This window comes from Colwellia sp. 12G3 (genome assembly GCF_002836775.1).
In the GTDB taxonomy this organism is placed as follows: domain Bacteria; phylum Pseudomonadota; class Gammaproteobacteria; order Enterobacterales; family Alteromonadaceae; genus Colwellia.
Genome location: NZ_PJAQ01000054.1, coordinates 151,100 through 165,048 on the forward strand (window position 1 = coordinate 151,100; position 13,949 = coordinate 165,048).

The window sequence follows — 13,949 nt, forward strand, 5'->3', positions numbered from 1 at the left end:
AAGATAATCTTATGAATAAACACATAAAACTTGCCTTCATGGTCGCGCCTATTCTTGCAATTGTTGGTTTTATTGGTGCCGATCTCTATGAAGAGAATGAAGCTTCTCAAGATAAAATAGTGCAACTAGTACCCGAAGGGCATTGTGATATTGCCAATAAAAGTTGCGTACTTATCTCAGGTGAATTTAAAATAAATGTTTCTGACGAGGCTGGTGTTACCGAAGTTAATTCAACTTTTCCATTAGATAGTGCGACGCTATTTTTAGTCAATAAAAGTGACAAGATGACACCGTATCCTTTAGGCATGAAAAAGAGCCCATATTATTGGCGTAGCAATACACCGCTAAGTGGTTTACTGGCGAATAAAGGTGATAGCTATAAACTACGTTTAATTGTAAAAATTAAAGGTGGCCAATACATTGGCGAATTTTACACGCAAACAGTGCAGTAACCTCGTTATCTGTATTATTTGAAAGCGTAATCGTCAGGAAATGAACTGTCCGCTAAAATCTTGATTTAGATCAATAAATCAATCTACATGCCTTGTTATCTGTGTCTATAGTTAATAGACCGTTGGTAAGATAACAATAAAAATGACCGAATTTTCAAATAATTACTTTGTTTGTGTCGCAGAAATTGCTGCAAAGCTTGATCAAGCGACGGGCATTGCCCAACAACTCTCCTTAACTGCCAGTAACGCTCGAGCTGTCGCATTACGCGCCGGTGAGCGAGCCGCTGGTTTTCGGCCACTGACTGACTTTATTGATCGTTTGGCTGAATTAACGATTAAATCTTCCCGCAGTATAAATCAATTGGCAGCGACATTAAGTCAAACTTCAGCAGATAAAGTTCGCGCTGATTCTGCCATAGAGCATTTTAATATTGTCTTTATCAAGGCAAAAGACTCTCAATTCATTGGTAGCTTAGATCAGGTATATCAACGTTGCCAAGCTAAACAAGCGCAACTTGAAAAAAGCTATAAAAGGCAAATTGATCGTCTGAGTGAAGAACTTATAATGCTCAGTAATGAGCTACGTAACGCGGTGATTTTAGCGACTTTATCTCGAGTAGAAGCGTCACAGGCAGGCATAGAATATCAAGATGCACTGATTAATGTTGCTGATAATGTTGAAGGTGCCGCCAGTAAAATTAAAGAGCATATTAACTACTCGCAGCAAATGGTTTCTACCCTAGAAGAATACTAATACCAATTTGATTAAATTTCTTCCCAACTCAGAGCTCTGCTTGATGTTCAATAACAAGGCAAATTTGTTTCGGTTTAGTCATTCTAAATCAAATAAACTTAACGATGTTAGTGAACATCGAGAAAGCTCCCAGAGGGCGAGTTTAAAAGGTTTACATGCTGCGTTATTGATTTTGATAAGGGAATAACCATTCTCTTCAATCAATGCCTTGCCTCTAAGCCTTTTAATTCTCGCTGAGTGGGAAAGAACTTAATCAACTTGGTATAATCATAGCTATAAAAATAATATCACAAGGAAGATAGATGAAAACGCATAAGCTTTTTGAGAGCAAATCACATACTTGGTTAATGTTTGGTCGTGATGATGAGAAACCCGATGAAATTATTGATACCAACCAATATATAGTCATTACCCATAAGAATGCTTTATTAATGGACCCTGGCGGCATTGAACTTTTTTCGTCAATGCTTGCCGCTGTTATTAAACAATTACCCGCAGATAAAATAACCCATCTTTTTGCATCACACCAAGACCCGGACATCATTTCTTCTCTGGGATTGTGGGACCAAGCATTACCGTCGGCAACATTGCATTCTCCTTGGATATGGGAGAGTTTTATAAGACATTTTGGCATGCATAATATTAGCTATTCAGCCATACCCGATGAAGGTAGTACATTAAAAATAGATCAAGTTAGCTTAGATTTTATCCCTGCGCATTATTTGCATTCTTCGGGCAATTTTAATGTTTATGATGGCGAAGCAAAAATATTGATGTCCGGTGACATTGGCGCTGCATTGGAAAGTGTTGAAGCGCCGCTATTTGTTGAAGACTTTGATGAACATATTGGCAAGATGAAAATGTTCCACCAACGTTGGATGCCATCAAATGAGGCGAAAAATGATTGGGTTAGACGTGTACGTAAGCTAGATATAGAGATGATGTGCCCACAACACGGCAGAATATTTAAAGGTGACAATGTTAAGCGCTTTTTAGATTGGTTTGAGGCACTTGAAGTCGGCATCATTAGTAAGGCTTCCACCGAGGCTTAATATGCTGTCGCGGTAACGCATACCTATGTATACCCGTTCCACTTGAAGATGCAGGATTCAACTGGAATTATAAACGCCTTTAGGCAAGGCATTGATTGAAGAGAATGGTTGTTCAGGAGAATATGCTCCTGCATTCTCTAAGAAGCTACATGGAGGTAGCTTCTGAGCGTTTAATGCCGTAATTTATCGAATATTGCAATCTATTCACCATCTATTCAACCATCTATTCAATACATGTAGCACAAAAAGCTATTACATCAAGCTGAGTCATCACCCTAAAATGGCTCGTTCACCTGCTTTTCTCCGCTGATATCACTGCACTGCCTAGGTGCGTCGCCCCCATAAATAGTGCATTTCTCTTCTTGAATGCTTAGTGCTAACTATCGTATCTAATTGATATTTAAGTTTTATAAAATAATATCAGTCACTGGCATTGAGTTTGCTCTATAAAGTTATATACATTTTATAGGGTAAAATAATGAGTAATCAAGTTGGCATAAAGTTGTGGTCATTTACAGGGAAAATGAAAATACTCCATTTAAGTTGGATGGCATTTTTCATTACCTTCATGGTGTGGTTTAACCATGCACCATTACTTGCCGTCATTGCCGATAGTTTAGGCCTTAGCAGCAGTGAAATTAAAACATTACTGATTTTAAATGTCGCGTTGACCATACCTGCACGTGTCATTATTGGCATGTTAACCGATAAATATGGGCCTAGATTAACTTTTGCTGTGTTACTTGCGGTCTGTAGTGTGCCTTGTTTTATGTTTGCTTTAGCACAAAATTTTGAACAAGCAGCAATATCTCGATTTTTACTTGGTTTTATCGGTGCTGGTTTTGTGATTGGTATTCGTATGGTAAGTGAGTGGTTTCCTGCACATGAATTAGGCACTGCTGAAGGTCTTTATGGTGGTTGGGGTAACTTTGGCTCTGCCGCTGCAGCGATGTCTTTACCTATGTTGGCCCTTTTTATTGGCGATGCTTTCGGGGTAGAAGAAGCGTGGCGTTATTCAGTTGCTCTTACTGGTTTACTAAGTTTAATTTTTAGTTTCATTTGGTATGCCAATGTTACTGACACACCTAAGGGAGCGACCTACTTCAAGCCTAAACAAACAGGCGCGATGGAAGTAACCAGTGTTGGTGATTTTTATTTACTATTAATCATGAAGTTACCTATGTACGGCGCATTAGCGTTACTGACTTGGAAACTTTCTCCAGAAGGCGTTAGTTTACTTTCAAGTAATATGGCCATTGCTGCCTATGTCGGTTTAGTTGCACTCTTTATTGTTGAAGTAAGAAAAACCTTTCAAATTAACGGACACTTATTTAGCGAAGAAGTCCCTGAGATGCACCGCTATGAATTTAAACAAGTTGCGGTACTAAATATTTTATATTTTGCGACGTTTGGTTCTGAATTGGCGGTTGTTTCTATGTTGCCTTTATTCTTTGCTGAAACCTTTAGCTTAGATATGGTTTATGCAGGTTTACTCGCTTCTTTGTATGCTTTTATGAATCTAATGTCTCGTCCGGGCGGCGGTTGGTTAAGTGATAAGTTTGGCCGTAAAAAAACCTTACTCATCTTAACGGCTGGTTTAGCGGTAGGTTATTTGGCTATGTCACTTATTGACAGTACTTGGCCACTGGTCTTGGCTGTTGTTACGGCAATGGCATGTTCGTTCTTTGTTCAGGCTGGTGAAGGGGCAGTATTTGCGGCAGTACCTTTAATTAAACGTCGATTAACAGGACAGATAGCGGGTATGACTGGTGCTTATGGTAATGTTGGTGCAGTTGTTTATCTCACTGTATTATCTATGGTGAGCTACCAAGACTTCTTCTTAGTGATTGCAGCGACTGCTGTCGTTGGTTTTATCACGTTACTCTTTATGAAAGAGCCAAAGGGTTCAATGACTGAGATTCGTGAAGATGGCACAGTAGAATTAATTCAAGTTAGTTAGTTAAGTCGGATCCGCTTATCACTAACATGAGCAACACTACCATGAGAAAGTAATGACAATAGACAGCACAGCACGCGTAAAAACTGCTCAAACAACTCAAACAACTCAAACAACTCAAACTAAGTTAGAGGTCTCTTTGGGTGGTTACAGCAGTGCGGGTATTAAGGCAGACAATCAAGATGCTTTTGCTTCTTTAGTGCCTAATCCCGCAGAGCTAACCGCCAAAGGTGTTGTTGCTGTAATTGCGGACGGTGTTTCTAGTGCCACTAAGGCGGCAGAAGCCGCTCAAATATCGGTTACACAATTTATTGGAGACTATTATGCAACGCCGGCAACTTGGTCGACCCAAAAGTCTGCCAGTAAAGTGCTATCGAGTTTAAACCAGTGGCTTAATGCACAAGTTGATAACAAATCAGGTTATTCGCTTCAATGGTTAACAACGTTTTCAGCGTTGATCATCAAATCCTCAACCGCTTACATTTTTCATGTCGGCGATACTCGAATTAGCCTATATAGACATAGTTCACTCGAGGCAATTACGACTGACCATCAACAAAAGCAGGGGCCATCTCATAGTGTATTAACTCGGGCTTTAGGTTCTGATCACCGCTTACAGGTTGATGTGCAACAAGTTGCCGTTCAAGCAGGTGATGTTTTTGTATTAACCTGCGATGGAGTGCATGACTATATACCTACCCAACAATTGAAGGGGCAGCTCAATAACATCTCTAAGGAATCGACTAGCCAAGACTTAGAGAAAATGTCCAAGTCCTTGACTGAGTTAGCCATAACTAATGGTAGCAAAGATAATGTCAGCTGCTTATTAGTACAAATTGGCGCCACACCTAACAGAGCATTAATCGAGATTGAGCGAGAGTTACTCAATAAAGTCATCCCACCTGCTTTGGCTGTGGGCAATAAAATCGATGGCTATAAAGTGTGTAAAGTTATTCATAACAGTGTTCGTTCGCACCTCTATTTAGCTACCCACCCTGATCAAAAAGAGCCTTGCGTACTTAAAGTCCCTTCACAAAATCTCACTGAAGACAGCTACTACTTACAAGGTTTTATTCGTGAAGCTTGGTTAGGCGAAAAACTCAGTAATCCACATGTGATGAAAATAAAACGCGGCAGTGAAAATAGCCAGTTTCTTTATCACATTTGCGAATATATTGATGGGCAAACTTTAGGGCAATGGATGTTTGATAATCCAAAACCTCAGCTTGCACAAGTGCGTGATATTATTGAACAGATTATTATCGCCTTACGTTCGTTTCAGCGCTTAGAGGTTATTCATCGTGATTTAAAGCCTGACAACATTATGATTGATGCCTATGGCAAAGTGTTCCTTATTGATTATGGCACCGCGCTTATTGCCTCACTGGCGGAAAATAATGATGTGTTAACTGAAACAGTACCTCAAGGCACATTGAATTATATCGCGCCAGAAACACTACTGACTTTACATGCCGACCATCAAAGTGATTTGTTTTCCTTGGGGGTTATTGCTTATGAAATGCTGTGTGGAGAATTGCCTTACAAACCGATGCAAAGAGCTGACATGAATAATCATAGTCATGCTATTAATGACGAAAAGAGTCATTTAGATAACTATTCACAATGGCAGTATCGCAGTATTCGGCAATTTCGTAGCGACTTACCTTTTTGGCTTGATATGGTGCTATCCAAAGCAACCCAAGCTGACCCTAAATTTCGTTTTCAGGCTTATTCTGAATTCAAAGCTGATCTGAGAAAACCTACCTCATCAGCATTGGAAGAATACAAAAGCCAACCACTCTTACAGCGTAATCCGATAGTATTTTGGCAAGGCGCGACACTGCTGTTTTTCATATTATGGTTATCTGCCTTATTTATTAATTAACCAATAATGATGGTATAGATTATTAATATATTAAGGGCCATAACTGCTTCAGGTTTAGTTAGCCGCACTACTTTTAACAGGAATAAGCTTTCGTTTTATAGCCACTTATTCACTTATACCATCAAGAACATTGTTGTTAATTATAGCGAAAGCTCATACCCCTCCCCTTAGAATTTACTTTTACCTCGAGTTGGAAGCCCCATTATTTAATTAATTTGTTAGGTTATGAGCATGATGGACACTGCACCGTCTGAGTGCTAAATAGTCTTCACTCTAGTGCAAAGATACCACTTTTAAAGAGTGGGTTTGCTGTAACTGATTGTTATTATGATGGAAAAAATATTGGCATTCAGCTTGCTCTACTAAAGGCATCTTGAATAAAACCTTATAAAGAGTGTGTCCTTTACTCATTGGTTTTATTTCATTCACGCATTATGAGTAGGATTACGCCCTTATGAGTACAGATAAGCAGTTGTTAAAAAAGTTTAAAGTTGTTGTGGTAGGTAATGGCATGGTTGGCCATCATTTTGTTGAAGAAATGGCACAAAATACCGATTACGACATCACTGTGCTATCGGCAGAGTCTCGTTTAGCTTACGACAGAGTTCACTTGTCTGAATATTTTGGTGGTAAAACAGCTGAAGATTTAGCGATGACTACCCCAGAGCACTATGAAGAATTGGGCGTTAATTTTAAGACCAATGCCAAAGTTACTGCCATTGATAAAGTGGCTAAATTTGTTAGTACACAAAGTGGTGAAACATATCACTATGACAAGCTTGTTCTAGCGACCGGTTCTTATCCGTTTGTGCCGCCTATTCCAGGTAAAGATCAAGACCATTGTTTAGTTTATCGTACTATCGATGATTTAGAGGATATCGCCGCCAGCGCTAAAGTAAGTAAAGTCGGTGTGGTTATTGGTGGTGGTTTATTAGGTCTTGAAGCGGCAAACGCTATCAAACAACTAGGTCTAAAAACACACGTTGTTGAATTTGCCCCACAATTAATGGGCGTGCAAATCGATGGCGGCGGTGGTCGTTTATTAAGACAAAAAATTGAAGACTTAGGTGTACAAGTTCATACCTCTAAAGCAACGAGCGTAATCGAAAAAGGTAATACTAGCCGTTATAAATTATGTTTTAGTGATGACACAGAATTAGAAACAGATTTAATTTTATTCTCCGCGGGTATTCGCCCGTACGACAACCTTGCCCGTGAATTTGACCTAGCAATGGGCGAACGCGGCGGTATTGTTGTTAACAACCAATGTCAAACGTCAGATGCAAACATTTACGCGATAGGTGAATGTGCTTTATGGAATAACTTTATCTTTGGTTTAGTGGCGCCAGGTTATGCCATGGCTAAAGTAGCAGCCAAACACATTAGTGGTGAAGAAGGTGAATTTACCGGTGCTGATATGAGCACGAAGTTAAAGCTAATGGGCGTAGAAGTGGGTTCAATTGGGGATGCACATGGCAAAACTGAAGGCTCATTAACCTACACCTACGAAAACCAACCTGAAGGTGTTTATAAAAAGATCGTCGTTTCAGCTGATAAAAAAGCCTTGCTTGGTGCCGTGCTAATTGGTGATACCAGTGAATACGATACCTTATTACAATACATGCTTAATGCCATTGAATTACCTGAATCTCCGGAAGGACTTATTCTGCCAATGGCAGCTGATAAGCCAACACTAGGTGTTGATGCCTTACCTGATACCGCAACAATTTGTTCATGTCATAACGTTACTAAAGGCGACATTATTGCCGCGATTGATTGTGGCGCCGTTGATGTTGGTCAAGTGAAAAGCGGCACTAAAGCGGGCTCTGGTTGTGGTGGTTGTGCTGCCTTAGTTAAGAGTGTTGCCGATAACGAATTTGAAAAACGCGGTGTTGAAGTTAAAAAAGACATTTGTGAACATTTTGCTTATTCACGCCGTGAATTGTTTGACATTATTAGTGTTGAAAAAATTAAAACCTTTGATGAACTACTTTCCGCACATGGTCGTGGTTTAGGTTGTGAAATTTGTAAACCGGTAGCTGCTTCAGTACTCGCTTCAGTATGGAATGATTACATTCTTAAAAAACCTCATTTATCACTACAAGATACCAACGATACTTACCTAGGCAACATGCAAAAAGATGGTACTTATTCAGTGGTGCCGCGCATTGCCGGTGGTGAAATTACCCCAGATAAATTGATCGTACTTGGTGAAGTTGCTAAAAAATATAACTTATATACCAAAATTACCGGTGGCGCACGAGTTGATTTATTCGGCGCACGAGTAGAACAGCTACCACCCATTTGGAAAGAGTTAGTGGATGCTGGTTTTGAAACAGGCCACGCCTACGGTAAATCATTACGTACAGTTAAATCCTGTGTGGGCTCTACTTGGTGTCGTTACGGCGTGCAAGATAGCATGACCATGGCAATCGATTTAGAACACAGATACAAAGGATTACGTGCACCACATAAAATTAAATTTGGTGTTTCAGGTTGTACCCGTGAATGTGCTGAAGCGCAGGGTAAAGATATCGGCATTATCGCCACAGAAAATGGTTGGAACCTTTTTGTCGGCGGTAACGGCGGCATGAAACCACGTCACGGTGATTTATTTGCCACCGATTTAGATGATGACACCTTAGTAAAATATGTTGATCGTATTTTGATGTTCTACGTACAAACGGGTGACAGATTACAGCGTACTTCAGTTTGGATGGATAACTTAGAGGGCGGTTTAGCTTACTTACAAGACGTTATCATGAAAGACAGCTTAGGCATTAACGATGTGCTCGAAGCGCAAATGGAAGCTATTGTTGGTACTTATCAATGTGAATGGAAAACAACGATAGAAGATCCAGAAGCCTTGAAGCGTTTTCAACCTTTTGTTAACTCAGATAAAGGTGATAGTAATATCCAGTTTGTTACTGAGCGCGAGCAAATTCGACCTGCACGTGGCGCAGAAAAAATTGCCGTAACCCTGATCGATACTATGGAAAACGAGATTGAAACTGCTGATGCAGTAGCTGAAGAAGCTTAATAGGAGCATAACAACATGACTACAACAATTGATAAATTATGGCGTACTATCTGCGGATCAGCAGACTTAGTTAAAGATTCAGGTATTAGCGCATTACTTGCTAACGAAGCAGGTAACGAAGAACAAATTGCTATTTTTCATTTACCTAACAGCGAAGAAAAAATATATGCCGTAGGAAACTACGACCCTATCGGTAAAGCCAACGTGCTTTATCGTGGCATTGTTGGTTCTATTGACGATGAACCAGTGGTGGCTTCACCCTTATACAAACAGCATTTCTCGTTAAAAACAGGTCAATGTTTACAAGAAGAACACCGCATTGCGGTTTATCCTATTCGTATTGAAAACGAACAAGTACAAGTGTTTTATTAACTTGTACCTAAGTTATTCGTTCGATAAATACGCTTATTTAGTCAGTTGTTTGATAGATAGGTTAAACCTTGTTTGAGGAGTTCAGTATGAGCAGATTAATACCTGCTTCAGCGCACGTTTTACCCGCTGTGACAGAAAGTACACCGTCACTTATCCAAAGTACTTGCGCATACTGTGGCGTTGGTTGCGGGATTGATATTGGCGTAGCAGATGGCAAAGCAATGTCATTAGTTGGCTCAGTAGATCATCCGGCAAATTATGGCAGATTGTGCGTTAAAGGCAGTAACTTACTTAATACTATTGATTTAACTAATCGTTTATTAGTGCCAGAGATTTCAGGCGAGCAAGTGAGCTGGCAACAAGCGACAGACCATGTTGCAAATAAGTTCAGTGATATTATTAAAAAGCACGGTAAAGACGCCGTGGCTTTTTATGTGTCAGGCCAGTTATTGACTGAAGATTATTACTTGGCCAATAAATTGATGAAAGGTTATATCGGCTCGGGCAATATTGATACTAACTCCAGACTCTGTATGTCGTCAGCGGTATCTGCATATAAGCGCGCGTTTGGCGAAGATGTAGTGCCTTGTACTTATGAAGACCTTGAACAAACTGAACTGCTATTACTTACTGGCTCTAACGCTGCGTGGACACATCCTGTTTTGTATCAACGTATTGAGCGCGCTAAAAAAATCAATCCGTTGATGAAAGTCGTAGTCATTGATCCAAGAAAAACCGCCACCTGTGAATTAGCCGATAATTTTGTGCAACTAAAGGCGGGCACTGATGGGGCATTTTTTAATGGTCTTTTGAATTATTTAGCTGAAAATGGCGGTTTAGATGCGGATTATATAGACGAGTTCACCGAGGGTTTTGAAGAGACCCTAAAAGAGGCGGCCATTTGGTCAATCGCTAATGTGGCTGAGTATTGCCAAGTGAGCGTTGCAGAGCTAACGGCTGTTTATCAATTGTTCTGTCAAAGCAAAAGTGCTGTTACCTTTTATTCTATGGGTATCAATCAATCGTCTTCTGGTGTTGATAAATGCCAAAGTATTATTAACTGTCATTTAGCCAGCGGAAAAATAGCCAAAGCGGGTTGTGGACCTTTTTCAATCACAGGGCAACCCAATGCCATGGGTGGTAGAGAAGTGGGCGGTTTAGCCAATCAACTTGCCGCTCATTTGGATATTGATAACCCTATACACCAAGACAAAGTACAGCGCTTTTGGCAATCACCCACTATGGCAAGCAAACAAGGCGCGAAGGCCGTTGAACTGTTTGATAAAATAGCGAGTGGTGAAATTAAAGCGGTATGGATAATGGCAACCAACCCTGTGGTTAGTTTACCTGATCGCGATAAAATCACCGCAGCCCTGAAAAAGTGTGAGCTAGTAGTTGTGTCAGATTGTGTTGAGCAAAACGATACCTTGGCTTTTGCCGATGTAAAATTACCGGCGACACCATGGTTGGAAAAAAATGGCACGGTCACCAATTCAGAGCGACGAATTTCTCGTCAGCGCAATGCGGTTTCACCCGCTGGGCAAGCCAAGCATGATTGGCAAATTATTCGCGATGTTGCGCAAGCAATGGGCTTTGATGGCTTTGATTTCGAAGACGTTAGCGATGTTTTTAAAGAATACACCCAATTAACTGCTTTTGAAAATAACGGTGAACGACTGCTTGATTTATCGGGTTTAAGTCAACTAACCGAGCAAGAATACCATCAGTTAGCGCCTATTCAATGGCCTGTTAATGAGCAGTACCCGCAAGGCTGTGCTCGGGTTTATGCTGAAGGTAAATTTAACACACAGTCAACTAAGGCACAGTTTATTGCGGTTAGCCCACAGTTGCCAATACAACGAACGTCAGCAGAGTTTCCTTTCCTGCTAAACAGTGGTCGAATGCGTGACCAATGGCACACCATGACCCGTACAGGAAAAACCAGTAAACTTTCCGCACATACAGACAAGCCTTATCTATATTTACATCCTAAAGATGCCAAAGACTTAGCCGTGCAAGATAACGATATGATTACTATTAACGCAAAGACAGGGCAGGCGATTACTCATGTGAAAATTGATAATCAACAACGCGTTGGCGAATGTTTTATGCCAATCCATTGGAACAAAAGCTATGCCTCACATGGCAACGTTAGCGCTCTGTATCAAAGTATTGTCGATCCTATTTCAGGACAGGCTGAATGTAAGCAAGGCGCTGTTGCCTTAAGCAAAAAAATATATCAACAATATGTCAGCGTACACACCACTAGCGACGTGAATCTCAGCGCAGACTTTTGGGTTAAAAGTGCCGCCATTTATGGTGATGTATATCAAGTGGCACTTCATCAACCAACGAATGATGCCTTGTTGTGGAGCCAAAAAACGAGTGGTTTATCTGGAGAGTGGTTAACCTTTCAACAAGGAGAACAGTGTTATATTGTTTGTTTACAAGCAGGTAAACTTGCCTTTTTAGCCTATTTTTCAAGTGGCTGGCCTGAAATTGAACCGTCATGGCTTGAACACGTTTTTAGTACAGAAACGCTAGCATTTGCCACAATACAATCACTTTTACTCGGCATTTCAAGTGAAGAGTTTAATCAAGGTAAACAGGTGTGTAGTTGTTTTAATGTCGGTGAAAAAACCATTAATAAAGCGATAGGGCAAGGTTGTAGCAGTGTTGATGCCTTGGGCGAAAAACTACAGTGTGGCACTAAATGTGGGTCTTGTAAGCCCGAATTAGCCAGCTTAATTAACCAATACCAAGCAGCTCCTATTGCCGTAATAACCGATCTAGCGGTCAGCTAACAAATAAAGAGTAACTATATTAATCAAGCGTACTAGCATAGTCAGTAGAAACTTGGTTACAATACGCGCTCTTAAAAATGCTCAATGAATGGATTTATCATGTCACTTTCTGTTGTTATTCTTGCTGCGGGTAAAGGTACTCGCATGCGCTCTTCTTTACCTAAAGTTCTGCATAGTATTGCCGACAAGCCAATGGTTGCTCATGTTATCGATAGTGCTCGCCAACTTGGTGCTAGTAATATCTATGTGGTTTATGGCTTTGGCGGAGAAGTATTAAAAGCGCGTGTTACAGGTGATGATTTAACGTTTGTTGAGCAAGTAGAACAGCTAGGTACAGGTCATGCGGTTGACCAAGCATCTCCTTTTTTGAAAGATGATGAAAATGTATTAGTACTTTATGGTGACGTACCGTTAACTAAAGTATCTACGCTAGAGCGTTTATTAGCGGTTAAACCAGAAAATGGCATGGCGCTATTAACGGTAAACTTAGCTAACCCAATGGGCTACGGCCGTATTGTTCGTGAAGAAATTGCCGGACAACAACAAGTCGTTGGTATTATTGAACAAAAAGATGCCAGTGAAGAGCAACTTAAAATTAATGAAGCGAATACCGGTATTTTATTAGCTAATGGCGGCGATTTAAAACGTTGGTTAAGTAACCTATCAAGTGATAATGCTCAAGGCGAATATTACCTTACCGATATTATCGCTTCCGCTCATGGGGAAGGTAAAGTTATTGCTACCGCACACCCTGACACTGAAGTGGAAGTCGAGGGCGCTAATAACCGTGTACAACTCGCTGCGCTAGAACGTGCTTTTCAAGCCCGTGTTGCTGAAGAACTAATGATTGCTGGCGCTAGTTTACGTGATCCGGCACGTATTGATGTTCGTGGTAACTTAACCACAGGCACTGAAGTGAGCATTGATGTGAACTGTATTTTTGAAGGTAAGGTAACACTGGCTGATAACGTACTCGTTGGTGCGAACTGTATTATTATCAATAGTACTATTGGCGAAAATGTTGAAATTAAAGCTAACAGTATTATTGAAGATGCCATTATTGAAGCCGATTGCTCTGTTGGTCCTTTTGCTCGTATTCGTCCGGGCACGGTAATGAAAAAAGATTCGCATATCGGTAACTTTGTTGAAATGAAAAACACCACCTTAGGTGCTGGTAGTAAAGCAGGGCACTTAAGCTACCTTGGTAATGCAGAAATTGGCACTAAGGTAAATATTGGTGCGGGAACAATTACCTGTAATTACGATGGTGTAAATAAATCAACAACCGTAATTGGTGATAATGCCTTTATTGGTTCTAATAGTTCATTGGTAGCGCCAGTGTCTATTGGTAAATCTGCGACAATTGGTGCAGGCTCAGTGATAACTAAACAAGTAGAAGACAGTGATTTAGGACTTGGTCGCGCTAAACAACGTAATGTTGCTGGCTGGCAGCGTCCAGTAAAAAAGAGTTAATTATCTGAAAAACTAAGTCCCTTATTAAAGACGCTATTTTTATAGCGTTTTTTTTATGTCTAAAATTCGAGCATTATTTGTTAGATAAGTTATAACTAAAAATTGCATTATCTTTCGGTATGAAACATAATACGACCAATAGCGAAACTAAGTTAAGTAG

At 40.4% G+C, this 13,949-nt stretch carries 9 protein-coding genes; all 9 read left to right on the forward strand.

Annotation, left to right across the window (positions count from 1 at the left end; all coding sequences use genetic code 11):
• Nucleotides 1-11: 11 nt before the first annotated feature.
• The 9 genes from CXF71_RS12500 (at nucleotide 12) to glmU (ending at nucleotide 13,789) form a co-directional block, all read left to right on the forward strand.
• Nucleotides 12-452, forward strand: a complete 441-nt coding sequence (locus CXF71_RS12500; RefSeq protein ID WP_101233279.1) for a hypothetical protein — start codon at nucleotides 12-14, stop codon at nucleotides 450-452.
• A 142-nt stretch (nucleotides 453-594) separates the two neighbouring features.
• The gene (locus CXF71_RS12505) at nucleotides 595-1,206 is read left to right on the forward strand and encodes a chemotaxis protein (RefSeq protein WP_101233280.1); all 612 of its coding nucleotides are present in this window, start codon (nucleotides 595-597) and stop codon (nucleotides 1,204-1,206) included.
• A 302-nt stretch (nucleotides 1,207-1,508) separates the two neighbouring features.
• Nucleotides 1,509-2,258: an MBL fold metallo-hydrolase gene (locus tag CXF71_RS12510; RefSeq protein WP_101233281.1), complete on the forward strand. Its 750-nt coding sequence runs from the start codon at nucleotides 1,509-1,511 to the stop codon at nucleotides 2,256-2,258.
• Between the two features lie 478 nt (nucleotides 2,259-2,736).
• On the forward strand, nucleotides 2,737-4,218 hold the full coding sequence (locus CXF71_RS12515; RefSeq protein WP_101233282.1) for a NarK family nitrate/nitrite MFS transporter: 1,482 nt from the start codon (nucleotides 2,737-2,739) through the stop codon (nucleotides 4,216-4,218).
• 52 nt (nucleotides 4,219-4,270) lie between these two features.
• Entirely contained in the window at nucleotides 4,271-6,100 is a 1,830-nt protein-coding gene (locus CXF71_RS12520; protein ID WP_101233283.1) for a bifunctional protein-serine/threonine kinase/phosphatase, read from the forward strand.
• 454 nt (nucleotides 6,101-6,554) lie between these two features.
• Entirely contained in the window at nucleotides 6,555-9,140 is a 2,586-nt protein-coding gene (gene nirB / locus CXF71_RS12525) for a nitrite reductase large subunit NirB (protein WP_101233284.1), read from the forward strand.
• 15 nt (nucleotides 9,141-9,155) lie between these two features.
• A complete protein-coding gene (gene nirD, locus CXF71_RS12530; protein WP_101233285.1) occupies nucleotides 9,156-9,512 on the forward strand; it encodes a nitrite reductase small subunit NirD in 357 nt (118 codons plus the stop codon).
• Nucleotides 9,513-9,598: 86 nt separating this feature from the next.
• On the forward strand, nucleotides 9,599-12,316 hold the full coding sequence (locus CXF71_RS12535) for a nitrate reductase (protein ID WP_101233286.1): 2,718 nt from the start codon (nucleotides 9,599-9,601) through the stop codon (nucleotides 12,314-12,316).
• Between the two features lie 99 nt (nucleotides 12,317-12,415).
• Complete coding sequence (gene glmU / locus CXF71_RS12540; RefSeq protein WP_101233287.1) at nucleotides 12,416-13,789, forward strand: bifunctional UDP-N-acetylglucosamine diphosphorylase/glucosamine-1-phosphate N-acetyltransferase GlmU; 1,374 nt, start codon at nucleotides 12,416-12,418, stop codon at nucleotides 13,787-13,789.
• Nucleotides 13,790-13,949 lie beyond the last annotated feature (160 nt).